Raw genomic sequence first — 23,657 nt, 5'->3', positions numbered from 1 at the left:
GGCAATCTGGGCGGGCGGGACGAGCCGTCGGTCGGGTTGGGCGTCAACCGTGTCGAATGGCGGCCGCCCGAGTCGACTACTCAGCAGATCGAACCCACCCTGAAAGGAGAATGACCATGGCTTACATCGATGTTTTCGTGGCACCCGTGCCGAGTGCCAACCGCGAACAGTACAAAAAACACTGCGAGATCGCCGCGAAGCTGTTCAAGGAATACGGCGCGCTGGAGGTGATTCAGGGCTGGGGCGATGACGTGCCGGACGGCAAGGTCACCTCATTCCCGATGGCGGTGAAACTCAAGGAAGGCGAAACCGTATCGGCGGGCTGGCTGGTCTGGCCGGACAAGGCCACCCGCGACGCCGGCATGGCGAAAATGATGGAAGACCCGCGCATGCAGCCGGACGTCAATCCGATGCCGTTCGATGGGCAGCGGATGATCTTCGGTGGCTTCAAGGACATTCTCGAGCCTTGATGCCGCGTTGCCGGGTCACTCCGCCGACGGGGTGATCCGGCAGCCTTTGCGGTTGCGAATCTGCTCGTCCGTCGGCCGCTCGCGCACAAATTCGAAACGCGGCTCACCTTCGCTGTAATGCACCAGCCAGCCCCATTCCAGTTCGCTCTCATCCTGTCCGGGATTCGGCGGTCGGGCCCACCAGGGTTCTTTGCTGAGGATCTCGCGCATGATGTCCTCCGGTTGATGGCAATCGTTGAACTATAAACCCCACGCCGAGAGTCGCCAGAAACGGGCGTGTAGAATCCAGGGATCTCGACGAACGAAGGAGCGTGGCCATGACGGACGAAACGCGCGGGGATCAACCGTTCAAGCGGCTGTTCTTCGCCCTGGACTGCCCGCCGGCGCAGCGCAAGGCGATTGCCCAGTGGCGCGGCGAACTGGGTTTGCGTACCGGCAAACCGGTGCCGGCGGACAACTTTCATCTGACGCTGCTGTTTCTCGGTGCGGTGCCGTTGGCGCAGATTGGCGAAGTCTGCGAGGCGGCGGCAAAAGTGCGCACGCCGGGCGAGGCGCTGAGGATTTCACTGGATCGGTTGCAGGTCTGGCGCCGTGCCGGGGTATTGTCGCTGGCGCCCGAGCAGGCGCCGCAGGGATTGTTGCGGCTGGTGTATGCGCTGGAGCAGGCGATGTTGCCGTTCGGATTTGAAGAGGCAACGCGCGAGTATCGTCCGCACCTGACACTGGCCCGGGACTATCGGGCGCCGGAACCGGAATCTGCCACGCCGCCGGAGTTCTTCCTGCGGGCTGAACGCTTTGCGCTGTTCGAATCCCACAAGGGCCGCTATCGCTCGCTGGCCGACTGGCCACTGATCTGAGCCCACAAAAAAAGGCGCCCGAGGGCGCCTGAATTCACCTGAACCGAGGAAGCCAGGTGAGGCCGTTCAGAGCAGGGGGCAGCGGTGGTAAGGCGCTGCATGAACGGAAATCGAGGTGTGTTTATTTGCCGAGTTTCACGCGGGTCCAGCCCCGGGTCATGATCCGTTGCGTGGCAATCGGCTGATCCGGCACCGCATACAGCGTGGCCATCACCGCTTGCGGCGGGTATGAGCCCGGGTCGTTGCGGATCGCTTCGTCCACCAGCGGCGTCGCGGCTTCGTTGGCGTTGCTGTAGCCGATGCTGTTGGTGACTTCGGCGATGATGTCCGGGCGCATCAGGAAGTTCATGAACAGGTAGGCGTTCTCGACGTTGGCGGCATCGCGCGGGATGGCGACCATGTCATAGAAACTGCCGGCGCCTTCCTTGGGAATGCTGTAGTCGATCTCGACCTTGTTGCCCGATTCGACCGCGCGAGCCTTGGCCTGCAACACGTCACCCGAATAGCCGACCGCTACGCAGATGTTGCCGTTGGCCAGATCGGAGATGTACTTGGACGAATGGAAGTACGCCACCGACGGCCGGATCTTCATGAACAGCGCTTCGGCTTCGGCGATGTGCTTCACGTCCTTGTCGTTCACCGGATAGCCCAGGTAGTGCAGGGCGGCCGGGAGCATTTCGGTCGGCGAATCGAGGAAGCTGATGCCACAGGCCTTCAGCTTCTCGGCGTTTTCCGGTTTGAACAGCAGGTCCCAGGAGTTGGTCGGCGCATTCTTGCCGAGCACTTCCTTGACCTTGTCCGGGTTGAAGCCGATGCCGATCGAGCCCCACATGTACGGGAACGCGTGGGCGTTGTCCGGATCACTGGCGGAGGCGTTTTTCAGCAGCACCGGGTTGAGGTTTTTCCAGTTTGGCAGCTTCGATTTGTCCAGAGTCTGATAGACCCCGGCCTTGATCTGCTTGGCCAGGAAACTGTTGGACGGCACCACGATGTCGTAGCCGGATTTACCCGCGAGCAGACGTGCCTCGAGGGTTTCATTGCTGTCGAACACATCGTAGGTCACGCGGATGCCGGTCTCGTCCTCGAACTTCTTGACGGTGTCCGGGGCGATGTAATCCGACCAGTTGTAAACGCGCAGCACCTTGTCGTTGGCCTGGGCGCCCGTGGCGATTGCGCCCAATAAGGACAGTGTCAGCAGAGTCCTGCCAAACATTTTCATCGGTGAAACTCCATTCTTTTTATTCAAAAGCTTTTAAGCCAAAGCGCAAAGCCGTAAAACGCGACGGCCCTAGGCCGTCGCTGCCACTCGTTGAGGTTGCGGTTGCTGCCACGATTCGTTGGCGGTCTGATCCATCGCTTCCTGAATCGCACGCTTGCGGTTGGCTTCTGCCTTGCGGCCGAAGTACCAGACCAGGAAAGTCACCAGCGACACCGCCAGCAGAATCAGGCTGGCCACGGCGTTGATCTCGGGCTTCACGCCCAGACGCACGGCCGAGAACACTTCCATCGGCAGGGTCGTCGAACCCGGGCCCGACACGAAGCTCGCCAGCACCAGATCATCCAGCGACAGGGCGAACGACATCATGCCGCCCGCCGCCAGCGACGGCGCGATCATCGGGATGGTGATCAGGAAAAACACCTTGAACGGTTTCGCGCCCAGATCCATCGCCGCTTCTTCGATCGACAGGTCCAGCTCGCGCAAGCGGGCGGAGACTACCACTGCCACATAAGCGGCACAAAACGTGGTGTGGGCGATCCAGATCGTGACAATGCCACGCTCCTGCGGCCAGCCGATCAGTTGCGCCATCGCCACGAACAGCAGCAACAGCGACAGACCGGTAATCACCTCAGGCATCACCAGCGGCGCGGTGACCAGACCACCGAACAGCGTGCGACCCTTGAAGCGTGTCACGCGGGTCAGCACGAAGGCGGCGAGGGTGCCCAGCGCCACGGCGGCGATCGCGGTGTAGCAGGCGATTTCCAGCGAGCGCACCACCGAGCCCATCAGTTGGGTGTTGTCGAGCAGGCCGACGTACCACTTCACCGACCAGCCGCCCCAGACCGTCACCAGTTTCGAGGCGTTGAACGAGTAGATCACCAGAATCAGCATCGGCAGATAAATGAACGTCAGGCCGAAGATCAACATGAACTTTGCAAAACCGAAGCGTTTCATCCCCGTGCCTCCATCTCTTTGGCCTGGCTGCGGTTGAACAGCAGAATCGGCACAATCAGGATCAACAGCATCACCACCGCCAGCGCGGACGCCACCGGCCAGTCGCGGTTATTGAAGAACTCTTGCCATAGCACGCGACCGATCATCAGGGTCTCCGGGCCGCCCAGCAGTTCCGGAATCACGAACTCGCCCACCACCGGAATGAACACCAGCATGCAGCCGGCGATGATGCCGTTCTTGGCCAGCGGCACAGTGATTTTCCAGAAGTTATTGAAGTTGCTCGAACCCAGATCCTGCGCGGCTTCCAGCAGACTGCCGTCGTGTTTCACCAGGTTGGCGTAGAGCGGCAGCACCATGAACGGCAGGTAGGCGTAGACGACCCCGATATACACGGCAGTGTTGGTGTTGAGGATCTCGATCGGGTGATCGGTGAGCCCGGTCCACATCAAAAATGCGTTGAGCAGACCGTTGTTGCTGAGGATGCCCATCCACGCATACACGCGGATCAGGATCGCGGTCCAGGTCGGCATCATGATCAACAGCAGCAGGACGTTTTGCGTTTCCTTGCCGGTCTTGGTGATCGCGTAGGCCATCGGGAAACCGATCACCAGGCACATCAGCGTACTGAGCAGCGCCACCTTCAACGACCCGAGGTAGGCCGACAGGTACAGCTCGTCTTCGCCGAGCAGGGTGTAGTTGCCGATGTTCAGGAACAGCTGGAATTTCTGTTCGGCGTAGGTGTAGATCTCCGAGTACGGCGGGATCGACAGCGCGGCTTCCGAGAAGCTGATCTTCATCACCAGAAAGAACGGCAGCATGAAGAACAGGAACAGCCAGATGAACGGGATGCCGATGACGAACTTTCGCCCGCTGGGCACCAGGCGCAGGAATTGCTGATTGAAGGTTCTCATGAGCGCAGTACCACGCCGCTGTCGTCTTCCCACCAGACGTAGACCTTGTCGTCCCAGGTCGGCCGCGCGCCACGGCGTTCGGCGTTGGCCATGAACGACTGGACGATCTTGCCGCTCGGCAACTCGACGTAGAACACCGAGTGGCCGCCGAGGTAGGCGATGTCATGCACCTTGCCTTCGGACCAGTTGTAGCGGGTCTCCGGCTTGATCGTGCTGACCAGCATTTTTTCCGGGCGGATCGCGTAGGTGATCGACTTGTCCTGCACCGAAGTGCTGACGCCGTGACCGACGTAGATCTTTTGCTGCAAGTCCGGGCTGTGAATGATCGCGTGACCTTCAAGGTCCTCGACCACGGTGCCGTCGAAGGCGTTCACGTTGCCGATGAATTCGCAGACCATGCGGCTGACCGGCGCTTCATAGATGTCGACCGGGCTGCCGATCTGGGCGATCCAGCCCAGGTGCATGATCGCGATGCGCTCAGCCATGGTCATGGCCTCTTCCTGGTCGTGGGTCACCATCACGCAGGTCACGCCGACGCGCTCGATGATCTCAACCAGTTCCAGCTGCATCTGCGAACGCAGTTTTTTATCCAGTGCGCCCATCGGTTCGTCGAGCAGCAACAGCTTCGGACGCTTGGCCAGGGAGCGGGCGAGGGCCACGCGCTGACGCTGGCCGCCGGACAGTTGATGCGGGCGGCGCTTGGCGTATTGGGTCATGTGGACGAGGCGCAGCATTTCTTCGACGCGGGCATCGATTTCGCTGGCCGGCAAACGGTCCTGCTTGAGGCCGAAGGCGATGTTCTGCGCCACGGTCATGTGCGGGAACAGGGCGTAGGACTGGAACATCATGTTGATCGGCCGCTCGTACGGCGGCATGTCGGTGATGTCGACACCGTCGAGCAGAATGCGTCCTTCAGTCGGCCGTTCGAAACCGGCGAGCATGCGCAGCAAGGTCGATTTGCCCGAGCCGGAGCCGCCGAGCAGGGCGAAGATTTCGCCCTGATGGATCTCCAGGGACACATCGTCCACCGCAGTGGTTTCGTCGAACTTCTTGGTAACTCGATCGACCTTCACCAGAACCTTTTTCGGTTGCTGATGACCTTCAAGAGCCTTCCTGTAAGTGCTGGAGGCGTTTGCCATGTGAAACTCCCAACAGGTTTCAGTCGCCGGGCCAACGCGGCCTGGCTTAAGAGTGGATTGCAGACCCGCACCGTGCGGGTTGTTCGGCGCCGCCGTCCTGGCTGCCGGGTGGTGCTTTTTGTTTTCGCGGTGTGTTGCTGATCGCGGATGACGGATGCGCAAACGCGCAGCCGCCGACCCCGCGGGGGCAGTAAATGGTTTTGCAATCGTTGGGTGGCGTCAGCGCTGGTTGCGTCGCGCCGCACGCTGGCGGCAAGCCTCGCCGAATGCCTGGAAAATCCGCAGGTAGTTCGGGTTGTCCAGCACCTGCCATTCCGGGTGCCATTGCACGCCGAGGGCGAAGGTCGGGCTGTGTTCTACCGAGACCGCCTCGATCAGGCCATCCGGTGCCACGGCTTCGGCGCGCAGGCCGGGAGCGAGGCGGTCGATGCCCTGACTGTGAATCGAGTTGACCTGGAATTCACCCGGCAGCTCCAGCGCTTCGAACACGCCACCGGGCAGCACCGTCACGGCATGGGCCGGGGCGTATTGCACGGCGACATCCGGGCTGTCGGCTTCGCGGTGATCGAGCATGCCCGGCAACTCATGCACCTTCTGGTGCAGGCTGCCGCCGAACGCTACGTTCATTTCCTGGAAGCCCCGGCAGATACCGAGTACCGGAACGCCCGCCGCGATGGCTGCACGCAATAAAGGAAGGGTAGTGGCATCCCGCGCCGGATCGTGATCCGTGCCGGGAGCGCTGTCCGGGCCCTGATAGTGGAAAGGTTCCACGTTGGACGGCGAGCCGGTCAGCAACAGACCGTCGAGCTGACCCAGCAGGTCTTCGATTTCAGTCAGTTTGCCAAGGGAAGGAATGACGACGGGCAACCCCAGCGCCGCAACGCTGACAGCGCGAACGTACTTGTCGCCGCTGATGTGATAGGGGTGCAGGCCAATCTGTTTGACGCACGCAGTAACGCCGATCAATGGCTTGAATGCCATTTTTATTCACCTCGAAGTTTGACACTTGAACGAGCTTTTCCGGAGCTTAGCCTCGTTGATTTTAATTAACAACTCCCATGTAAAAAATTCTAAACGCCGTTCATCAAATCTTCATCAAGACCGGGGTTCTGGCGCCTGTATTGGCACGAGAGTGTTAAAAAAGCCCGAAAAATAAACGCTGAGCGGCCCTGCGTTCGCTATTGACTTCACTTTGCCGTTCGGGTTGACTGGCTCGGCGAAACAGTAGTGAACATAATAATTAACAGCTAAATAGGTGCATCATGTCGGTCCCTCTGCGTGCCGTTCAACTCAACGAAGCAAACGCATTCCTTAAGAAACATCCTGAGGTTTTGTACGTCGACCTTCTGATTGCAGACATGAACGGTGTGGTGCGCGGCAAGCGCATCGAGCGCACCAGTCTTCACAAGGTTTACGAGAAAGGCATCAACCTGCCGGCCTCGCTCTTTGCCCTCGACATCAACGGCTCCACGGTGGAAAGCACCGGCCTGGGCCTGGACATCGGCGACGCCGACCGTATCTGCTACCCGATCCCCGGCACCCTGAGCATCGAGCCTTGGCAGAAGCGTCCGACCGCACAACTGCTGATGACCATGCACGAACTGGAAGGTGAGCCATTCTTCGCCGACCCGCGTGAAGTGTTGGCCAACGTGGTGCGCAAGTTCGACGCATTGGGCCTGACCATCTGCGCCGCGTTCGAACTCGAGTTCTACCTGATCGACCAGGACAACGTGAACGGCCGTCCGCAATCGCCGCGTTCGCCGGTGTCGGGCAAGCGTCCGGTGTCGACCCAGGTTTATCTGATCGACGACCTCGACGAATACGTCGACTGCCTGCAAGACATCCTCGAAGGCGCGAAAGAGCAGGGCATTCCTGCCGACGCCATCGTCAAGGAAAGCGCCCCTGCGCAGTTCGAAGTCAACCTGCACCACGTCTCCGACCCGATCAAGGCGTGCGACTACGCCGTCCTGCTCAAGCGTCTGGTGAAGAACATCGCCTACGACCACGAGATGGACACCACCTTCATGGCCAAGCCGTATCCGGGCCAGGCGGGCAACGGTCTGCACGTGCACATTTCGATCCTGGACAAAGAAGGCAACAACATCTTCGCCAGCGAGGATCCCGAGCAGAACGCCGCGCTACGCCACGCGATCGGCGGTGTGCTGGAGACCCTGCCTGCGCAAATGGCTTTCCTGTGCCCGAACGTCAACTCCTACCGCCGCTTCGGCGCGCAGTTCTACGTGCCGAATTCGCCGAGCTGGGGCATTGACAATCGCACCGTGGCCGTCCGCGTGCCGACCGGTTCGCCGGACGCCGTGCGCATCGAGCATCGCGTAGCCGGTGCTGACGCCAACCCGTACCTGCTGATGGCTTCCGTGCTGGCCGGTATTCACCACGGCCTGACCAACGAAATCGAGCCGGGCGCCCCGGTCGAAGGCAACAGCTACGAGCAGAACGAACAGAGCCTGCCGAACAACCTGCGCGACGCCCTGCGTGAGCTGGACGACAGCGAAGTCATGGCCCGCTACATCGATCCGATGTACATCGACGTATTTGTCGCGTGCAAGGAAAGCGAGCTGGCCGAGTTCGAGAACTCGATCTCTGACCTTGAGTACAACTGGTATCTGCATACGGTGTGAGGTCCTCAAAAGCCCCTCACCCTAACCCTCTCCCGGAGGGAGAGGGGACTGACCGAGTTGTCTTGAGATATTCAGCGACCTGACCGATCCAGTCGATTATGGATTCGGTAGAGATTTTTCAGGTCGGCGGAGCTCTCCAGCATCCCCCGGTCGGTCCCCTCTCCCCCCGGGAGAGGGCTAGGGTGAGGGCAGCCATCTCAAGTCGAACACACACACACCAGACACCCCCAAATTCCCCCGCGTCGAGCCACCACCATGACAACGACCCGCAACGACTGGGAACAACGCTTCCAGTCCCTGACCCTCGAATCCCGCGCCTTCATCAATGGCGAATACCGTCCGGCCATCAGCGGCGACACCTTCGAATGCCTGAGCCCCGTCGACGGCCGTTTCCTGGCCTCCGTCGCCAGCACCGATGAAGCCGACGCCAACCTCGCCGTCGAAGCTGCGCGCCAATCCTTCAACTCCGGCGTGTGGGCGAACAAGGCCCCGGCCGAGCGCAAGCGCATCCTGATTCGCTTCGCCGATCTGATCCTGCAACACCAGGAAGAACTGGCGCTGCTGGAAACCCTCGACATGGGCAAACCGATCAGCGACTCGATGAGCATCGACATCCCGGCGACCGCCAACGCGATCCGCTGGAGCGCCGAAGCCATCGACAAGATCTACGACGAAGTCGCCGCCACCCCACACGATCAACTGGGTCTGGTCACTCGCGAGCCAGCGGGCGTAGTCGCAGCCATCGTGCCGTGGAACTTCCCGCTGATCATGGCCAGCTGGAAATTCGCCCCGGCGCTGGCGGCAGGTAACTCGTTCATCCTCAAACCTTCGGAAAAATCCCCGCTGACCGCGATCCGCATCGCCCAACTGGCGCTGGATGCCGGCATTCCGAAAGGCGTGTTCAACGTCTTGCCAGGCTTCGGTCACACCGTCGGCAAGGCGTTGGCGTTGCACATGGACGTCGACGTGCTGGCCTTCACCGGCTCCACCGCGATTGCCAAGCAACTGATGATTTATGCCGGCCAAAGCAACATGAAACGCGTCTGGCTCGAAGCGGGGGGCAAGAGCCCGAACGTGGTGTTTGCCGACGCACCGGACTTGCGCGCGGCAGCACAAGCGGCGGCCGGCGCCATTGCGTTCAACCAGGGCGAAGTCTGCACCGCCGGCTCGCGCCTGCTGGTGGAGCGTTCGATCCGCGAGCAATTCATCCCGCTGCTGGTGGAAGCGTTGCAAGCTTGGAAACCGGGGCACGCCCTGGATCCGGCCACCACCGTCGGCGCCGTGGTCGATCAGCGCCAATTGGACAACGTGCTGCGCTATATCAGCATCGGTCGGGAGCAGGGTGCCGAGCTGATCGCCGGCGGTCAGCGCACCCTCGAAGAAACCGGCGGCACCTACATCGAGCCGACGATTTTTGACGGCGTGACCAACGCGATGACCATCGCCAAGGAAGAAATCTTCGGCCCGGTGCTGTCGCTGATCACCTTCGACACCGTTGAAGAAGCGCTGCACATCGCCAACGACAGCATCTTCGGCCTCGCCGCCGGGGTCTGGACCAGCAATCTGAGCAAGGCCCACACCTTCGCCCGTGGCCTGCGCGCCGGCAGCGTGTGGGTCAACCAGTATGACGGCGGCGACATGACCGCACCGTTCGGTGGCTTCAAGCAGTCGGGCAACGGTCGCGACAAATCGTTGCACGCGTTCGACAAGTACACCGAGCTGAAAGCGACCTGGATCAAGCTCTGACTCTTTTACAGCGGTGGTCGCCTGCAACCGGCGACCCTCGGAGAATAAAAAAATGAAACAACAACACGTGAACAGCTACTACGCCGCCACCCGCAACGAAGTGATCGATTTCCCGATCCTCGAAGAGTCGGTGGAGTGCGATGTCTGCATCATCGGCGCCGGCTACACCGGCCTGTCCTCGGCACTGTTCCTGAGCGAAGCCGGCTACAAGGTGACGGTGCTGGAAGCGGCGAAAGTCGGCTACGGCGCCAGCGGTCGCAACGGCGGTCAACTGGTCAACTCCTACAGCCGCGACGTCGACGTGATCGAAGCGCGCTACGGCGACAAGACCGCCGAAATCCTCGGCAGCATGATTTTCGAAGGCGCCGACATCATTCGTTCGCGCATCAAGGAATACGACATCAAGTGCGACTACCGCCCGGGCGGCATTTTCGCAGCGATGAACAAGAAACAACTGAACGGCCTGGCCGAACAAAAACGTAGCTGGGAACGTTACGGCAATAAAAACCTGAAGATGCTCGACGCTGCGGACATCCGCCGCGAAGTCGGCTCCGACGCCTACGTCGGCGGTCTGCTGGATATGCAGGGTGGTCACATCCACCCGCTGAACCTGGCCCTCGGCGAAGCCGCGGCCATCGTGCGTCTGGGCGGCAAGATCTACGAGCAGTCCGCTGCCGTCGAAATCAAATACGGCGAGCCCAACGTCGTGCGCACCACCAAAGGCCAGGTCCGCGCCAAGTACCTGCTGATCGCCGGCAACGCCTACCTGCCGCAAGGCCTCGACAACCGTGTGACCGCCAAGAGCATGCCGTGCGGCTCGCAGATCTGCGTCACCGAACCGTTGACCGAGAAACAGGCGCGCAGCCTGATCACCAACAACTACTGCGTCGAAGATTGCAACTACCTGCTCGACTACTACCGTCTGACCGCCGACAACCGTCTGCTCTACGGCGGCGGCGTGGTCTACGGCGCCCGTGAACCGGACGACATCGAAACCCTGATCCGCCCGAAGATCCTCAAGACCTTCCCGCAGCTCAAGGACGTGAAAATCGACTACCGCTGGACCGGCAACTTCCTGCTGACCATGTCGCGCATGCCGCAATTCGGCCGCATCGAGAAAAACGCCTACTACATGCAGGGCTACAGCGGCCACGGCGTCACGTGCTCGCACCTGGCCGGCAAACTGATCTCGGAAATGATCCGCGGCGACGCCGAACGCTTCGACGCCTTCGCCTCCCTGCCACACATGCCGATGCTCGGCGGCCGCACCTTCTCCGCGCCACTGACCGCCCTCGGCGCCGTGTACTACTCGCTGCGCGACCGTTTCGGCATCTGATTAACCTCGCCGGCGGCGCCCCCAAAAAGGGCGTCGCCGGCTTTTTCATGTGCCGTCCATCGAACCTGCTGAGCAACACCGACAAACGTGATTTAATAGCCGCCTTTCACGGTTCCGGGACACGGGAGCAACGTGATCCGCGCGACCTGCGCGGCACCCGCCACCCACCCCCATCGCCCTTAAGTCGTTCTCACATAAGGCTGTCATGGATACGGGTTCTCGACTCAAACTAGTACGCGAAAGCTACAAACTCTCCCAGCGCGAGCTGGCCCGGCGTAGCGGCGTGACCAATGCCACCATCTCCCTGATCGAACAGAATCGCGTCAGTCCTTCCGTCAGCTCACTGAAAAAGCTGCTCGAAGGCATCCCGATGTCCCTGGCCGACTTCTTCACCTTCGACCAGCCCCCCCGCGAACACCAATACGTCTTCCGCGCCAACGAACAACCCGACCTCGGCCGCCACGGCCTGCGCCTGCTCCTGATCGGCGCCTCGGTCCCCAGCCGCCAGATGCGCTTGCTGCGCGAGCAATACGCCCCGGGCGCGAGTTCGGGGGAAGAGCCGATTGTTCACGCGGAAGGTGAGGAGTGCGGGTTGGTGACGCGTGGCACCGTGGAGTTGACGGTGGATGGGCAGGTGAGCGTGTTGAGTGCGGGGGATGGGTATTACTTCCCGACGACGTTGCCGCACAAGTTCCGGAATATCGGGGCGGATGAGGCTGAGATTATTAGTGCGAATACGCCGGCGAATTTTTGAGAAAAACGCCGTTTTCCTCGCATGAACCGCAAACTGAAAACCGCAGAGATGCGGTTTTTTTACGACTGAAATTCTGTTCCCTCTCTCGTTTTTGAATGCTTAAAGTGATGTTTATGTGCCATCATATGGATCCAAAAAATGGAGGTGGCTCATGGCAGAAAAAAAAGACGAGAATTTAGGTGGAGCCGTTGCCGCAGGCGTTAGCGCTGCAACAGGAGCAGGCCTCGGTGCAGCCTACGGTGTAACCGCTATCGGAGTAGCCGCAGCTGAAACGGCCGCAGCGGCTGCTCTTGCGACTGCTGGATCGGCTGCAGCAACTACTGCAACGTTGGCTGCAGCGGGTGGTGGTAGCTTGGCGGTGGGTGGAACTGGGATGGTTGGTGGGGTAACGGCGATTGCGGGAAGTGCTGCTGGCGCTGCCGTCTTGCCTATTGTCGGATGCGCTGTTGCCGGAGCTGCGGTGTTAGGGTTGGTTGGCTGGGGGGCTTATAAAGTTGGTCGTAAGTTTCTTGATGATTGAACAAAATTAGTCGCAAAATATTTAAAAAATTTGTTTTTTCGATGATTCATTGCGCTCGGTAATTCGATTGTATAGATCGTAGCGAGCCAAGCTTTTTGGTCTCAACAGATAAGGATGTTGCAGCTGTGGTTTTTTAAAAAGGAAGGTCGTGCTACATATCTAGAGTTTTTGAGGAATTTAACTCCGCAGATTCTTCTATTCGCCGCCATCATGATTATTGGCGAAAAAATGATGAGGCAACCTCCTGAGTCTTGTGCGTGGTATGGCATTGGGGTCTTTGTGCTAGTGCTGTTCGCAATTATGTGGATTCTTGCATTCGCTGCCAATGGATCTCTTTTATATGACAAGGCATTGGCCAGTCGCTCTGACATTGAAGAGCATAAGAGCATGCTGAAAGAGGGTGGGCTCAAGGGTGGTAAGTTGGCATGGGCGTCCTTTAAATATACTGCTGGTAATCATCGGCTTTTGGTTGCTGAAGTCGTGATCATCATTTTTGTGATCTATGGTAGTACAATTTTGGCGATGATGTCCGGTGTTATAACTGCACTTGGATTTCTCAAAAATGTAAAATAAAAAGTAGCTTAAAAGTGGCAGATTTATTTGTGCAAGTCCGTCACCTTCAATTTTCCTAGCCAAAAACACCAAGTTTCCGTTGCTCTATAACTCGAAACGCGTCACTCACGTCCTGAATTATAGTTCTGGCGATGATGGTGACTGTGTTGATGTCATGTTCCATGAAAAGGTGACAGATTTATTTATGTGGCAGGATGCCGAAGAGCTGAAACAACGTGTTGCCGGCTTCCAGAATGAATACTTCTCCGCCTGCCTGGCCCGTGCGACACTATAGTTTTTTATTATTTTCTATCGATTGCGGTGGTGCAGTAGATGTTTTCTTGTGAGCAGTACTCAACATTGACGGAAGTTAAATCCGTCTTTCTAGTTGTAGGTGGTTTGACGACAGTGGCTTACGTAATTTATTTAGGCGCTATAGTAGTTCTGAAGGCGCTGGGACGTGATCTAAATCGTCTTGTAAGTAATGGGTTTTTTGTGTCTCTGGTGAATTTGGCCGCTCGTCGATGCATTTGGTTCGCTGTTTGCGTATCTGTTGGAATGGCTATCTGTGGTTGGATGATATTGGCACTGGATTACCTTTTATCATTGAGATTCGGCCCCTTTGAAGAATGTACAACAGTGTACTTTCTCTATGGGTGGAAAATGTGCCTCACTGGAATGATGCTTGGATTTTTGCTTTATTTTGCGACAAAAGCTCAGCGTTTCCACATTCCGCTTGGTAAATTCACATCGCTGACCATCAGTACCCCTCGAGAATATCACCTGCATCTAAATGGCAAGATTGAGCCGGTGTCAATGGCATACGTTTATGCGCGAAATTCCATTAATAAACTTATAAAAGAACACTCTGGATTCGTGTTGGTCATGGAATCTTGGCTTTTGGCCCAAGATGCTATTCCGCCAATAGGAGTAGAGGCAGTCAAGGGAACGTACTCTTTTGTTGTTTCGTGGCGTAGTCGAAGCGGGGGGAAGTTTGTTAGAGGTTTTTTGCTGGTCTGTAGACTTGTTGCAATGTTTGTCTTGGCTCCAGTGATATATAAAAAATATCGTTATCTTCGGCTGAGTCCGATGACTCCATCGAGGGGTATGCAGTTGCTGTTGATGAAGTATTCTTCCCTTAATGTCAGTTGGAGTTATAAAATGACACCATTTTTTCAGCTCTTGGTTTTAACTGCTCTGTACCCGGAAAGAATGGAAGCGGCAACAGGGTGTAGCGGAGTAATAGTTATAGAGATTTAAGCTAGAATTGCTTTTTTTTTTGGAATTAAGAAGGTGACAGATTTTCTTGTGTAAGCCCGCCATCTTCCAGTGCTCTAACCAAGGAAAACGAAAGAAAAGGTGACAAAGAAAAGATGACAGATTTAATTATGTGAACCTGTCACCTTCAAATTTTCTAGCCAGGAACATCGAATCCTCGTTGCTCTATAACTCGAAATATATCACTCACGTCTTGCACCATGATCCTGGCAATGGTGGTCACAGTGTAGATGTCGTGTTCTGCATGGTCGGGGAGGCGGATGCAGGCCATCAGATCCAGGTATTTGAGAACGGCGTTAAGGCGCTCACTGGCACAAGCATGGAGGTCCCGCAGTGGGGCGTCAGCGTCGATGAGCAGGACGGGTCGATCGGTAGCGGGGTGGGACATGTTCGCGCAGTGGCGCATCAGTTTCTGTGTCGTCATGGTGTTAATCCTTTGTTGAGAAGAATTGCCACCGTTCTGCTGCGAAACAAAATGGGTGGCAGCTATGCGCGGGTTCGCAGACCGGAGGATTAACACCAAGACCCGGCAGACCCGAAAGTCTCCCACGCACAACCGCCGTAAAATTTGCGCAGCCGGGAGTCGGCCGTGCCAGACGGAACAGGTGTCAATCTTAAGGGCTGCGAAACCCTATCGCCAAATTCCTTCAGCGACAGACCCACTCTAGGTACCGATTCCCACCGTCGCAATCAGACTGTAGGACGTGAAATCACCACGTGTGGCCAGCGATTTTGCTCCCGGTTGGCGGCGCAATCGGCGTAAATCAATGGCTGCAGCGTGTCAGGGAAAAATGACTTGCCATGTTTCGGCCCACTTCGCAGCCCCATAAGAACCAGCTCCCTCACGACGCGAAGTGATTTCCTACGGCGTTTTCAGATCAAAAAATTCATCACACATCCCCGCCCCGGAACTTTCCTCAAAACCGATGTCAATTTGATGGCGTGCCGCGACGCTCATTCAACGGCTCAAGCAGTGCCAGGCTGGTTCCTGGTCAACCATGGAAGTGTGTGATGAGACTATTACTCGCAATGTTGTTGATGTTCAGCGGCTACAGCTTTGCCAGTTGCGGCAACATTGATGACCACGATCAGCGTGCCTATTGCAATGCAAGGGAGAGCGGCAGCAGTTGCGGCAACATCGATAATCACGATCTACGAGCGGCGTGTAACGCGGAAATGGGGGGCAGTTCCTGCGGCAATATTGACGACCATGACCAGCGTGCCTATTGCAACGCCAAAAAGAGCGGCAGCAGCTGCGGCAACATCGATGATCATGACCTGCGTGCACGGTGCAACGCGGAGCAGGGTGGCAGTTCCTGCGGCAACATCGATGACCACGACCAGCGTGCCTACTGCAATGCCACCACGGGTGGCAGCAGCTGCGGGAATATCGACAACCATGATTTACGTACGCGGTGTGAGGCTATGAAGCGCTGATCTGGTTTTGATTGCGTCACCCAGTGCCAGGCTGTTTCCCGGCAAGCCCAAGGAAGTGTGAGATGAAACTGATTCTTGCGATGTTGTTGCTGTTCAGCGGTTATGTTTCCGCCAGTTGCTCCAGCATCAGTGATCACGACAAACGCAGTTACTGCCAGGCCAGGGAGGAAGGCAGCAGCTGTTCTTCCATCGGCGACCACGATTTGCGTTCGGCCTGCGAAGCGGAAAAAGGCAGCTCGTGCTCAAGCATTGGCGATCATGACCAGCGCGCTTATTGCGAAGCCAAAAAGGGCAGCAGTTGTTCCTCCATCGGCGATCACGACCTGCGCGCGGCCTGCGAAGCGGAGAAGGGCAGTTCATGTTCAAGCATTGGTGATCATGACCAGCGGGCGTTTTGTGAAGCGAAGAAGGGCAGTAGTTGTTCGTCAATTGGCGATCATGATCTGCGCAGTCAGTGTGAGGCCATGAAACGCTGAATCCACCCGCCATCTAGAACCAAAAGGGACACCCATCGGTGTCCCTTTTTCATGCGAGCTTGAACGCTGTTATTTCGCCTTCCAATGCCCACCCCCGTTCTCGCAATCAATCCGCGCCTGCGCCAGATGCTCCACGTCGTAGTAATAGGTGGTCACTTGCGCGCTGTCCGGAATGTTCAGGGCCTTGGCGTTTTTGTCCTTGCTGGTGGAGTGCGGGTTGGCCAGGGATTCCTGAGTGAGAGTGGCGATACACGAGGCCTGATAGTGGTCGGCGCAGTGTTCGACCTTGGTTTTGCTGCTGTTGAGCATGTCCTTGCTTTCGTTGCTGCACGACCAGTCGATGGCGTTGATCGGCATGCCTCCGTATTCGTAGCAGCTGTGCGTCTCGACGGCGGGCACCGAGGGGCTGGAGGAGCGGGTCTTGACGTCGCAGCCCTCGGCCATGACGCAGGTGGGGATGAAGCTGAAGGTGGCGATCAGGAGCAACAGTCGGATGTTCATCGCGGAACTCTCCCATGGCCCCGTGTTTGATCGTGAGCGGGGCGCTTATGGTTTCGAGATGGGGCGGGCGCGGGAGGTTCCATCAGGATTTTGATTTGCGCCGGGCGTACAGAGTGAGAAACAATCGGACACACTTAGCACCCAAGGATTGGAGCAGTGCACATGATTCAAATCGGCAGCCGCAACAACGCCCCCACGTCGCAGCACAAAACCCAGGACATCTACATCTTCAGCATCGACCTGTCCCGACCGGCGACGCCGTTCTGTTTCGAGCAATCGATTGGCGGCGGGCATGTCGAGCAGGGTGGTGCGCGGTGGTTGGCGCTGGATGAGCTGGATGGCTGGCCCGGCGAATGGTGTGAGCATTTGAAGAAGTCCGGTTGTGCCTGGGTGGCCGAATTGATGGACGCGCATTCGGGGGAGAGTCAGGCTGATCTGGTCTCGCTGATTCTCCAGCGCTATGCCGAGCCGGCGCAGCCAACTGGGCGTTTGCAGGCGATTGGGCGCTGGTTCAAGCGCCACTTCTATATTGGCGGCCGGTACGGCGTCTGACCCGAGGAAACCCCTATGACTCAGACACTGGAACGCGCCATCGCCATTGCCGCCACGGCCCACGCGGGGCAGGTGGACAAGGGCGGTGCACCGTACATTTTGCATCCGCTGAAAGTCATGTTGCGCATGAGCAGCCTGGAAGAGCGCATCGTCGCGGTGCTGCACGATGTGGTCGAGGACTGCGGCATCAGCCTTGAGGATTTGCGCAAGGAAGGCTTCAGCGAAGCCATTTTGTCCGCCATCGAATCGGTGACCAAAGTGCCCGGCGAATCCTACGAGGACTTCGTCGAGCGTGCGGCGCAGAACCCGATCGGGCGGGTGGTGAAGCTGGCGGATCTGGAAGAGAACAGCGACCTGTCGCGGATTGCCTCGCCGAGTTGGGAGGATCTGGAGCGGATCGAAAAATATCGGCGGGCGATTGGACGGCTGCGCGCCTGACCTAACTGAAAAGCACCTTGAATAGCCAGGAAGGCGACCATGAAATCCATTCTGTGTTTGGCGATTGCTGCCGGCTTCGGCGCACTGTTGCAATTCGAAGGCGTGCCCCACGGTTTGCTGTTGGGCTCGATCCTTGTCACCGCGCTTGTAGTCACCAGATTCGGCATCGTGCCGGCAACGCCTTATGGCCTGGGCTACATTCAGGTCACGCTGGGCATCGCTACCGGGTTGATGTTTGAAGCGTGGGACAGTGCGACCGTCTCGACGATGTTGCCGAGCCTCGGCGTGTTGCTGTTGTGCCTGGCAGTGCAAGTGGCGCTGGCCGCGTGGTGGCTGTCGCGCGGTGCGGGGTGGAATCGCACGGATGCCCTGCTGGCCGTGTATCCGGGCGCGTTGGCGGCGGTGTTCGATTTGCTGGAATCGCATCAGGCGTCGAGCAAGGTGATCATCGTGCACTTGATGCGCCTGCTGCTGATCACGGTGCTGGTGAGTTTGCTGATTCCCGGAACGGCGCCGGTTGCCGTGACCGAAGTTGATCCCCTGTCCACGGGCATGGCGCTGACCGTGCTGTCGGTGATCGGTTTGAGCGTGGTGGTCGGGCGTTTGCTGCTGGTTGTTGGCGTACCGGCGCCGTTCATGCTGACGGCAATCATCATCACCGCCGTGTTCGTGAAATCAGGATGGCTGCAGGGCTTTCACATGCCGGACTGGAGTCTGAATCTGGCGGCGCTGATTCTCGGTGTACGGATTGGCTCCCGTTTTCAAGGGCTCGGCCTCGCGGAACTGGGACGTCATGGCCGCACGGCATTGGTGTCGGTCGGTTTGATGATTCTGGTCGCGGCGGTTTTTGCATTGGCGGCGGCACGGTTGCTGGGCAGCGATGCGTTGTCGCTGTGGCTGGCCTACATGCCGGGGGCCATCGAAACCATCGCGATTGTGGCGTTCGCGGGCGGGCTGAATGTGGTGTTTATCCTGACTCACCATCTGGCGCGAATGGTGGTGTTGCACTTTGCACCGGCGTTGTTGGTGCAGGTTCGGCGGGTGCGGGAAGGGGCGTGATCCAAGTGGTACTGACTTTTATGGATAATCAGTGCCACCGTTTGGATAACGGCATCTGCAAATTCGCCGGGCGGTTAGATCGACCCCTTTGAAAAAGCCATATTTCTGAAAGGCCAAAATCGAGTAGTTCGAACAGCTAGGTTCGAATCTACATGCCGATCTCAGCCTTTCAGGCGCCATTTTCTGATAGCAACGGATTGCCAATATGGCGATGGGGACCATCATGCAGGCTTGCGTAGGGAAATGACGTAATACTCGGTCAGCACGTTTTTCTTACCGAGCAGCGCATCGAAGCACCCTGGTTTGACAGAAACCCCAATGGTATCGATTCGGTAGAACTCCCAACCGTCTTCTGCGTGGGAGTTCACTACGTTCTGAAGGTAGGCTGCGGCTTCATTCCCACGGTGCTCCTTGGCACGAACTTCAATGTTTGGTGGGACCTGAACCATTTTATATACGTACATCCTTGCTCATCCTTTCCATCGCTGCATTCCGAATGAATGACAGAACTCAACGTTTATACTCAATTTGATATCTCTTGGCCATCACTCGCTCAGCGTTGCTGGATTGGTCGTGAACTACACTCCCAGATTACCCCGCCCCACAGGCAACCCCGCCGCGTCGGAGGTCATCATGTTCCGCTTCTCACTCTTCATCGCAGCGTGCCTGTGCGCCACACAGGCCAGCGCTGAATCCGTCGTCCCGCTCAAGGGCCAGACTTCCCAGCAAACCCAGATCGACATCAACGACTGCCATTCCATCGCGTCCACTTCAACCACGTCGACACCCCAGGCCGGCGGTCGGTTGAAGGGCGCCGCAGTGGGAGCCGCTGCCGGCGCCACCGCCGCCGAAGTGCGCGGCCGTCAACACGACGAGTTTTACGAAGCCGTGGACGATGACCGCAAGCAGGATTACCGCCAGAACCGAGCCAAAGAGACGGCTGCCGCCGGTGCGGTGGTTGGCGGTGCGCGGCAGCGGCAGGATCGGCGCGAGCAGCGCCGGACCGATGCTTCAGCCAGTTCAAGCGCCTACACCGGTTGCCTGCAAGGGCGGGGTTATCAGGTCACGCCCTGACGGCTTTCCCGGTGCGCGACGAGCAGGTGCATCATCACGCCGCTGTAGAGCGTCACCAGAATGAACAAGCCCATGCGCACCGCGAACGCGGTGTAGACGTCCTTTCCCGCTGCGCTGTCTTCAACGGATTGGCCAAGCAGGATGATCATGGTGATCAGAGTGTTGAGCCAGAACCCCGGCGTGAGTTGCGTCGGGTGCAGCCGATAGAGTTTGCGCGCCACGAACAGCCCGAACAGCAGCATCCACAGAAAGAACATCCACAGGTGCACGAACAGGCTCAACGCGCACCAGAACAGCACCGCCAGCAGTCCGCCGAGTAAGGTCGAGCCGAGCAGTTCGCGCCCGGCGTGGTGGGTGCGGGTGGTGGTGCTTTGCTGGCCGAGGCTGACGGCTTTGAGGATGATCGGCAGGTAGCTGGCCGGGTCGATCAGCACCAGCAGAAAGGTCGGCAGCACAATCAATGTTGCGCGCATCGCTACGCGGGGCACGTCTTCCGCGGGTAGGGCGGGAGCGGGTGGTGGCGCGGGGCTGTTGGCCGGTTCCGGGAACAGGACGTGGCTCAGGCCAACGATGACGACGGCCAGCAACAAGCCTTTGACCAGCGCGCCGATCACCGCCATCGCCAGCTCGAATGAGGCGAAACCGGCGGCGGAAATCATGGTCATGCCGATCACCAGAAACGTCATGATCAGCACGTTGCCGCCGCGCAGTCCGTAGGTGAAAACCAGAAACAGCCCAATAGCGATCAACAGCACGCCGCACACCGGGTAATACCGCAGCAACGGCACCAGCAACAGGCCGAGGCTGGTGGTGAATGCGGCGACCAACGTCAGCACCAGCGCCATTTTGACTGGCAACGGTCGGGGCATGCTGGCAAGCAGCAACACCGCGAGCACCGGCGACAGAAACGACAGTGGCAAGCCGAGCCCGTAACTGGCGGCGGTGCACAACGCCGTGCCGCAGGCCAGGCGCAAGGCCCGTTGCGCCGGAACGCTGCGCTCAGTAGGCATACGATAGCCAGCTCATCAACCAGACAAACATCCGCCCGAGTGGATTGAGCAGATTGCCCTCGCTCGGAAACGCCATGACTTCCGCCTGCCCGCCGGCGCGAATCGACCGACTTTCGAACAGACGCTTTTTCGCCTCTTCGCTGAACTCGATGATCACCGGAAAACGCTGCGCCGGACGCAGCCAGTCGCGGCTGTTCTGGATCGTCGGCAGGGTGCCGGGCGGCGGCGTCTGGCCGACGCTGACGCCATAACCGACGCTGCGCACCCGGCCGTCGAGCACTTCGCCGGGCAGGGCGTCGAGGATGATCGACACCGGCGTGCCGGGCTTGATCCGGCCGAGGTTGTTTTCGGTGAGATCGGCGCTGACCCACACGTCCTGGATCGTGATCAGCGTCATCACCGGGCTGCCGGCAGCGGCGAACTGGCCGACGTCGGTGCGCAAGTCGGTGATCAGGCCCGCCGAACGCGCACGAATGCGGGTGTTGGCCAGATCCAGTTCCGCCTTGGCCAGCGTGGCGGCGGCGCTGAGCAGTTTGGCGTTGGTGTCGGTGTTGCCGCCTTCCTGCTCCTGCGCGCGCAGCACTTCGGCCCGGGCGGCGGCGACTTGGCTGACGGCGGCCTCGTGGTTGGCGCGGGACACTTCGAGAAGCCGAACCGAAACCGTGCCCGGATCCTCTTTGTACAAGCCTTCAAGCCGCCGATTGTCCTGGCGCGTTTTGAGTTCATTGGCTTGCGCGGCCCGCAACGACGCCTGGGCCGACGCGATGCCGGCGGTGCTGGCGCCGACCGTGCGCCGGGTGTTTTCCAGATCGGCGCGGGCCCGGTCGACGGCGATCTGCAGCGGCTGCGGATCGAGTTCGAAAAGAATGTCGCCGGCCTGCACGTCCTGATTGTTGCGCACGTTGACCTTGATCACCCGGCCCGCGACTTCCGCCGCCACCGGGATCACGAACGCGCCGACCCGCGCCTGCTGGGTATACGGCGTGATTCGGTCGGCCAGCAGATACCAGATCAGGCTCAGCACAATCACCAGCAGCACCCAGCGGATGCCTTTTTTCGCCGGATCCGGCGGCGCTTCATCACTCATGGCGGTCTACCTGCGAGGGAATCGGATAGGTCGGTTGGGGCGGCGGGGCGCTCAGCAGATCGCCCCAGTCGGTGCGTTGCTGCATCTGCTGCCGGGTCGCTGAATCAATCTGCGGCCCGGCGCTTTGCCAGCCGCCACCGACGGCGCGGTACAAAGCAATGAGGTTGCTCACGGCGTTGCTGCGGCTGACGAGATAGTTGTCCTGTAGCTCCAGCAACGCACGCTGGGCATCGAGCACCCGCTGAAAATCCGAATAGCCTTCGCGGTATTGGGTGTTGGCCAGCACCAGCGAACGCCGCGCCGCACCTTCGGCCTCGCCGAGAATGCGCTCGCGTTCCAGCGCTTTGGTCAGGCCGCTGGCGGCGTCGTCGGCTTCGCGGGCAGCCTGGCGGACTTTGTCGCGATAGGCTTCGATCAGTTGCTGCAACCGCGCGTCCTGCACGCGGATGTTGTTGTGGATGCGGCCGTAGTCGAACAGGTTCCAGCGCAGGCTCGGGCCGCCGATCAGGTCGAGGCTGCGCGGGGTGCTGCCGAGGGTGTCGCTGGACCAGACGATGCTGCCGAGCAGAGTCAGCGAGGGGTACAGATCGGTTTCAGCCACGCCGACCAGCGCCGATTGCGCGGCCACGTTCAGCTCTGCCGCGCGCACATCGGGACGGCGCAGCAGCAGGTTGGCCGGGACGTCCTGCAACACGGCGCGATCCACCAGCGGAATCAGCCCCGGTTGTTCCGCCAGAAACGCCGCGCCACCGGGCGGCTGGCCGACCAGCACGGCCAGCGCATTGCGGGTACGCAGCAATTGGTCTTCGAACGCCGGAATGCTGCTCAAGGTGCCGAGGTATTGGGTTCTGGCCTGTTGCAGGTCGAGTTCGGCGGTCTGGCCGCTGCGAAAGAGTTTTTCGGTGATCTCGAAGTTGCGCTTTTGCTGGGCGGCGTTTTCCCGGGCGACCCGGAGCCGGGCTTCGGTGGTGCGCAGGGCAAAGTAGGTGTCGGCCACTTGAGCGCGCAGCAGCACGAGGGCGTCTTCGTAGTTGGCCTGGGCGGCGAAGTAGCTGGCGTCGGCGGATTCGATGGCGCGGCTGAAGCGACCCCAGAAATCCAGTTCCCAGCCGACATCGAACGCGGCGCTGTGCTGCCAGAAGTGCAAGTCCTGCGGATTGCTGCCGCCGGACTGGTGGCGGTCGATGTACAGGCTGTCGGCGCTGGCCTGTTGCAGTTGCGGGTAGCGCCCGCTGTCGGCGATGCCCAGTTGCGCGCGGGCTTCGAGGACCCGCAGGCCGGCGATCTTCAGGCTGCTGTTGCGGGCTTCGGCGTCGCTGATCAGTCGGTCGAGCACCGGATCGGAAAATACCTGCCACCACTGGCGCAGGTCCGGCAGTGTGCCGCGTTCGCTTGCCTGCTCCAGCGCCGGGCTTTGCCATTGCTTGCTCCAGGCCTCGGCCGGCGGCTGGAAATCCGGGCCCAACCGCAGGCAACCGCCAAGGCTCAGCGCACCGAGCAGCAGCAGGTGGCCGGGACGGATCAGCAGGGCTGGCGTTGCAGGCATACCGGGAGGCCCCAGCGGGAAATGTCACTGGAGCATAGACCGCAGATTGCGGGTTGTTCGAAGCAATCAGCTGCTACGCTTTTTCAGGCGAACGCCACCGAA

At 59.3% G+C, this 23,657-nt stretch carries 27 protein-coding genes and 1 pseudogene; 14 read left to right on the top strand and 14 right to left on the bottom strand.

The genetic code is table 11. The annotated features are described in order from the left end of the window. Positions 1-116: 116 nt before the first annotated feature. On the top strand, positions 117-470 hold the full coding sequence (locus AC07XZ_RS21490; protein WP_102687366.1) for a DUF1428 domain-containing protein: 354 nt from the start codon (positions 117-119) through the stop codon (positions 468-470). Between the two features lie 15 nt (positions 471-485). On the opposite strand, the gene AC07XZ_RS21485 is transcribed toward AC07XZ_RS21490, so the two are convergent. After that, complete coding sequence (locus AC07XZ_RS21485) at positions 486-680, bottom strand: hypothetical protein (protein WP_007957125.1); 195 nt, start codon at positions 678-680, stop codon at positions 486-488. A gap of 107 nt (positions 681-787) precedes the next feature. Between AC07XZ_RS21485 and thpR the strand changes: the two genes are divergently transcribed. Further along, complete coding sequence (gene thpR, locus AC07XZ_RS21480) at positions 788-1,327, top strand: RNA 2',3'-cyclic phosphodiesterase (RefSeq protein WP_085748279.1); 540 nt, start codon at positions 788-790, stop codon at positions 1,325-1,327. A 121-nt stretch (positions 1,328-1,448) separates the two neighbouring features. On the opposite strand, the gene AC07XZ_RS21475 is transcribed toward thpR, so the two are convergent. The 5 genes from AC07XZ_RS21475 to AC07XZ_RS21455 form a co-directional block, all read right to left on the bottom strand. After that, on the bottom strand, positions 1,449-2,546 hold the full coding sequence (locus tag AC07XZ_RS21475; RefSeq protein ID WP_039770922.1) for a polyamine ABC transporter substrate-binding protein: 1,098 nt from the start codon (positions 2,544-2,546) through the stop codon (positions 1,449-1,451). Positions 2,547-2,615: 69 nt separating this feature from the next. Further along, positions 2,616-3,500: an ABC transporter permease subunit gene (locus AC07XZ_RS21470; RefSeq protein ID WP_007957119.1), complete on the bottom strand. Its 885-nt coding sequence runs from the start codon at positions 3,498-3,500 to the stop codon at positions 2,616-2,618. Further along, positions 3,497-4,411 carry an ABC transporter permease subunit gene (locus AC07XZ_RS21465; protein ID WP_039770920.1) on the bottom strand — a complete coding sequence of 305 codons (915 nt, stop codon included), beginning with the start codon at positions 4,409-4,411 and terminating at the stop codon, positions 3,497-3,499. Before AC07XZ_RS21465 ends, AC07XZ_RS21470 begins: the two co-directional genes overlap by 4 nt. After that, positions 4,408-5,550 (bottom strand): polyamine ABC transporter ATP-binding protein, encoded by a 1,143-nt coding sequence (gene potA, locus AC07XZ_RS21460; RefSeq protein ID WP_007957110.1) that lies wholly within the window; start codon positions 5,548-5,550, stop codon positions 4,408-4,410. The genes AC07XZ_RS21465 and potA overlap by 4 nt, the downstream gene beginning before the upstream one ends. Positions 5,551-5,769: 219 nt before the next feature. Continuing rightward, positions 5,770-6,531 (bottom strand): gamma-glutamyl-gamma-aminobutyrate hydrolase family protein, encoded by a 762-nt coding sequence (locus AC07XZ_RS21455; protein ID WP_102687367.1) that lies wholly within the window; start codon positions 6,529-6,531, stop codon positions 5,770-5,772. A 281-nt stretch (positions 6,532-6,812) separates the two neighbouring features. Between AC07XZ_RS21455 and AC07XZ_RS21450 the strand changes: the two genes are divergently transcribed. The 5 genes from AC07XZ_RS21450 (at position 6,813) to AC07XZ_RS21430 (ending at position 13,118) form a co-directional block, all read left to right on the top strand. Next, positions 6,813-8,189, top strand: a complete 1,377-nt coding sequence (locus AC07XZ_RS21450) for a glutamine synthetase family protein (RefSeq protein WP_011333558.1) — start codon at positions 6,813-6,815, stop codon at positions 8,187-8,189. 255 nt (positions 8,190-8,444) lie between these two features. Then, positions 8,445-9,935, top strand: a complete 1,491-nt coding sequence (locus AC07XZ_RS21445; RefSeq protein WP_102687368.1) for an aldehyde dehydrogenase — start codon at positions 8,445-8,447, stop codon at positions 9,933-9,935. Positions 9,936-9,987: 52 nt separating this feature from the next. Continuing rightward, positions 9,988-11,271: an NAD(P)/FAD-dependent oxidoreductase gene (locus tag AC07XZ_RS21440; protein ID WP_102687369.1), complete on the top strand. Its 1,284-nt coding sequence runs from the start codon at positions 9,988-9,990 to the stop codon at positions 11,269-11,271. Between the two features lie 205 nt (positions 11,272-11,476). Beyond that, entirely contained in the window at positions 11,477-12,025 is a 549-nt protein-coding gene (locus AC07XZ_RS21435) for a cupin domain-containing protein (protein ID WP_011333561.1), read from the top strand. A gap of 634 nt (positions 12,026-12,659) precedes the next feature. Next, complete coding sequence (locus tag AC07XZ_RS21430) at positions 12,660-13,118, top strand: hypothetical protein (RefSeq protein ID WP_102687370.1); 459 nt, start codon at positions 12,660-12,662, stop codon at positions 13,116-13,118. Positions 13,119-13,173: 55 nt separating this feature from the next. Here AC07XZ_RS21430 and AC07XZ_RS21425 read toward each other — a convergent pair. Continuing rightward, positions 13,174-13,284: pseudogene (locus tag AC07XZ_RS21425) on the bottom strand (fructose-bisphosphate aldolase); the annotation flags it as partial. A 146-nt stretch (positions 13,285-13,430) separates the two neighbouring features. On the opposite strand from AC07XZ_RS21425, the gene AC07XZ_RS21420 reads away from it, so the two are divergent. Continuing rightward, positions 13,431-14,357: a hypothetical protein gene (locus tag AC07XZ_RS21420; RefSeq protein WP_146024020.1), complete on the top strand. Its 927-nt coding sequence runs from the start codon at positions 13,431-13,433 to the stop codon at positions 14,355-14,357. Positions 14,358-14,511: 154 nt separating this feature from the next. Here AC07XZ_RS21420 and AC07XZ_RS21415 read toward each other — a convergent pair whose 3' ends face one another. Beyond that, a complete protein-coding gene (locus AC07XZ_RS21415; protein ID WP_102687371.1) occupies positions 14,512-14,799 on the bottom strand; it encodes a fructose-bisphosphate aldolase in 288 nt (95 codons plus the stop codon). Positions 14,800-15,386: 587 nt separating this feature from the next. Here AC07XZ_RS21415 and AC07XZ_RS21410 point away from each other — a divergent pair. Continuing rightward, the gene (locus tag AC07XZ_RS21410) at positions 15,387-15,812 is read left to right on the top strand and encodes a hypothetical protein (RefSeq protein ID WP_102687372.1); all 426 of its coding nucleotides are present in this window, start codon (positions 15,387-15,389) and stop codon (positions 15,810-15,812) included. Between the two features lie 62 nt (positions 15,813-15,874). Then, positions 15,875-16,288 carry a hypothetical protein gene (locus AC07XZ_RS21405; protein ID WP_064595408.1) on the top strand — a complete coding sequence of 138 codons (414 nt, stop codon included), beginning with the start codon at positions 15,875-15,877 and terminating at the stop codon, positions 16,286-16,288. Between the two features lie 69 nt (positions 16,289-16,357). On the opposite strand, the gene AC07XZ_RS21400 is transcribed toward AC07XZ_RS21405, so the two are convergent. After that, positions 16,358-16,789, bottom strand: a complete 432-nt coding sequence (locus AC07XZ_RS21400; protein ID WP_102687373.1) for a hypothetical protein — start codon at positions 16,787-16,789, stop codon at positions 16,358-16,360. Positions 16,790-16,951: 162 nt separating this feature from the next. Here AC07XZ_RS21400 and AC07XZ_RS21395 point away from each other — a divergent pair, with 162 nt between their 5' ends. The 3 genes from AC07XZ_RS21395 to AC07XZ_RS21385 are packed head-to-tail and all read left to right on the top strand — an operon-like array spanning position 16,952 to position 18,838. Next, on the top strand, positions 16,952-17,341 hold the full coding sequence (locus AC07XZ_RS21395) for a hypothetical protein (RefSeq protein ID WP_102687374.1): 390 nt from the start codon (positions 16,952-16,954) through the stop codon (positions 17,339-17,341). Positions 17,342-17,356: 15 nt separating this feature from the next. Further along, a complete protein-coding gene (locus tag AC07XZ_RS21390) occupies positions 17,357-17,779 on the top strand; it encodes an HD domain-containing protein (protein WP_102687375.1) in 423 nt (140 codons plus the stop codon). 39 nt (positions 17,780-17,818) lie between these two features. After that, positions 17,819-18,838 carry an AbrB family transcriptional regulator gene (locus tag AC07XZ_RS21385; protein WP_102687376.1) on the top strand — a complete coding sequence of 340 codons (1,020 nt, stop codon included), beginning with the start codon at positions 17,819-17,821 and terminating at the stop codon, positions 18,836-18,838. An 18-nt stretch (positions 18,839-18,856) separates the two neighbouring features. Here AC07XZ_RS21385 and yidD read toward each other — a convergent pair whose 3' ends face one another. Further along, the gene (gene yidD / locus AC07XZ_RS21380) at positions 18,857-19,060 is read right to left on the bottom strand and encodes a membrane protein insertion efficiency factor YidD (RefSeq protein ID WP_084777083.1); all 204 of its coding nucleotides are present in this window, start codon (positions 19,058-19,060) and stop codon (positions 18,857-18,859) included. After that, entirely contained in the window at positions 19,060-19,302 is a 243-nt protein-coding gene (locus AC07XZ_RS21375; RefSeq protein ID WP_011333569.1) for a hypothetical protein, read from the bottom strand. Before AC07XZ_RS21375 ends, yidD begins: the two co-directional genes overlap by 1 nt. A gap of 169 nt (positions 19,303-19,471) precedes the next feature. On the opposite strand from AC07XZ_RS21375, the gene AC07XZ_RS21370 reads away from it, so the two are divergent. Continuing rightward, positions 19,472-19,912 (top strand): YMGG-like glycine zipper-containing protein, encoded by a 441-nt coding sequence (locus AC07XZ_RS21370; RefSeq protein WP_064595416.1) that lies wholly within the window; start codon positions 19,472-19,474, stop codon positions 19,910-19,912. On the opposite strand, the gene AC07XZ_RS21365 is transcribed toward AC07XZ_RS21370, so the two are convergent. The 3 genes from AC07XZ_RS21365 to AC07XZ_RS21355 are packed head-to-tail and all read right to left on the bottom strand — an operon-like array spanning position 19,897 to position 23,555. Further along, positions 19,897-20,922, bottom strand: coding sequence for a DUF2955 domain-containing protein (locus AC07XZ_RS21365; RefSeq protein ID WP_102687377.1), 1,026 nt, complete (start codon positions 20,920-20,922; stop codon positions 19,897-19,899). The two genes, AC07XZ_RS21370 and AC07XZ_RS21365, sit on opposite strands and share 16 nt — an antisense overlap. Continuing rightward, positions 20,912-22,009, bottom strand: coding sequence for an HlyD family secretion protein (locus tag AC07XZ_RS21360; RefSeq protein WP_102687378.1), 1,098 nt, complete (start codon positions 22,007-22,009; stop codon positions 20,912-20,914). The genes AC07XZ_RS21365 and AC07XZ_RS21360 overlap by 11 nt, the downstream gene beginning before the upstream one ends. Further along, complete coding sequence (locus tag AC07XZ_RS21355) at positions 22,002-23,555, bottom strand: efflux transporter outer membrane subunit (protein WP_102687379.1); 1,554 nt, start codon at positions 23,553-23,555, stop codon at positions 22,002-22,004. Before AC07XZ_RS21355 ends, AC07XZ_RS21360 begins: the two co-directional genes overlap by 8 nt. Positions 23,556-23,657 lie beyond the last annotated feature (102 nt).

Source organism: Pseudomonas sp. GW458-11-26-14-LB4 (assembly GCF_059423925.1).
The sequence above is the reverse complement of the archived record's forward strand: the minus strand, read 5'-3'. Positions and strand labels throughout refer to the sequence as shown.

Bases quoted from the DNA above. Each gene is read 5' to 3' on its own strand.
- AC07XZ_RS21490 (WP_102687366.1), top strand. From the start codon at position 117: ATGGCTTACATCGATGTTTTCGTGGCACCCGTGCCGAGTGCCAACCGC.
- AC07XZ_RS21485 (WP_007957125.1), bottom strand. From the start codon at position 680: ATGCGCGAGATCCTCAGCAAAGAACCCTGGTGGGCCCGACCGCCGAAT.
- thpR (WP_085748279.1), top strand. From the start codon at position 788: ATGACGGACGAAACGCGCGGGGATCAACCGTTCAAGCGGCTGTTCTTC.
- AC07XZ_RS21475 (WP_039770922.1), bottom strand. From the start codon at position 2,546: ATGAAAATGTTTGGCAGGACTCTGCTGACACTGTCCTTATTGGGCGCA.
- AC07XZ_RS21470 (WP_007957119.1), bottom strand. From the start codon at position 3,500: ATGAAACGCTTCGGTTTTGCAAAGTTCATGTTGATCTTCGGCCTGACG.
- AC07XZ_RS21465 (WP_039770920.1), bottom strand. From the start codon at position 4,411: ATGAGAACCTTCAATCAGCAATTCCTGCGCCTGGTGCCCAGCGGGCGA.
- potA (WP_007957110.1), bottom strand. From the start codon at position 5,550: ATGGCAAACGCCTCCAGCACTTACAGGAAGGCTCTTGAAGGTCATCAG.
- AC07XZ_RS21455 (WP_102687367.1), bottom strand. From the start codon at position 6,531: ATGGCATTCAAGCCATTGATCGGCGTTACTGCGTGCGTCAAACAGATT.
- AC07XZ_RS21450 (WP_011333558.1), top strand. From the start codon at position 6,813: ATGTCGGTCCCTCTGCGTGCCGTTCAACTCAACGAAGCAAACGCATTC.
- AC07XZ_RS21445 (WP_102687368.1), top strand. From the start codon at position 8,445: ATGACAACGACCCGCAACGACTGGGAACAACGCTTCCAGTCCCTGACC.
- AC07XZ_RS21440 (WP_102687369.1), top strand. From the start codon at position 9,988: ATGAAACAACAACACGTGAACAGCTACTACGCCGCCACCCGCAACGAA.
- AC07XZ_RS21435 (WP_011333561.1), top strand. From the start codon at position 11,477: ATGGATACGGGTTCTCGACTCAAACTAGTACGCGAAAGCTACAAACTC.
- AC07XZ_RS21430 (WP_102687370.1), top strand. From the start codon at position 12,660: ATGTTGCAGCTGTGGTTTTTTAAAAAGGAAGGTCGTGCTACATATCTA.
- AC07XZ_RS21420 (WP_146024020.1), top strand. From the start codon at position 13,431: ATGTTTTCTTGTGAGCAGTACTCAACATTGACGGAAGTTAAATCCGTC.
- AC07XZ_RS21415 (WP_102687371.1), bottom strand. From the start codon at position 14,799: ATGACGACACAGAAACTGATGCGCCACTGCGCGAACATGTCCCACCCC.
- AC07XZ_RS21410 (WP_102687372.1), top strand. From the start codon at position 15,387: ATGAGACTATTACTCGCAATGTTGTTGATGTTCAGCGGCTACAGCTTT.
- AC07XZ_RS21405 (WP_064595408.1), top strand. From the start codon at position 15,875: ATGAAACTGATTCTTGCGATGTTGTTGCTGTTCAGCGGTTATGTTTCC.
- AC07XZ_RS21400 (WP_102687373.1), bottom strand. From the start codon at position 16,789: ATGAACATCCGACTGTTGCTCCTGATCGCCACCTTCAGCTTCATCCCC.
- AC07XZ_RS21395 (WP_102687374.1), top strand. From the start codon at position 16,952: ATGATTCAAATCGGCAGCCGCAACAACGCCCCCACGTCGCAGCACAAA.
- AC07XZ_RS21390 (WP_102687375.1), top strand. From the start codon at position 17,357: ATGACTCAGACACTGGAACGCGCCATCGCCATTGCCGCCACGGCCCAC.
- AC07XZ_RS21385 (WP_102687376.1), top strand. From the start codon at position 17,819: ATGAAATCCATTCTGTGTTTGGCGATTGCTGCCGGCTTCGGCGCACTG.
- yidD (WP_084777083.1), bottom strand. From the start codon at position 19,060: ATGGTCCCCATCGCCATATTGGCAATCCGTTGCTATCAGAAAATGGCG.
- AC07XZ_RS21375 (WP_011333569.1), bottom strand. From the start codon at position 19,302: ATGTACGTATATAAAATGGTTCAGGTCCCACCAAACATTGAAGTTCGT.
- AC07XZ_RS21370 (WP_064595416.1), top strand. From the start codon at position 19,472: ATGTTCCGCTTCTCACTCTTCATCGCAGCGTGCCTGTGCGCCACACAG.
- AC07XZ_RS21365 (WP_102687377.1), bottom strand. From the start codon at position 20,922: ATGCCTACTGAGCGCAGCGTTCCGGCGCAACGGGCCTTGCGCCTGGCC.
- AC07XZ_RS21360 (WP_102687378.1), bottom strand. From the start codon at position 22,009: ATGAGTGATGAAGCGCCGCCGGATCCGGCGAAAAAAGGCATCCGCTGG.
- AC07XZ_RS21355 (WP_102687379.1), bottom strand. From the start codon at position 23,555: ATGCCTGCAACGCCAGCCCTGCTGATCCGTCCCGGCCACCTGCTGCTG.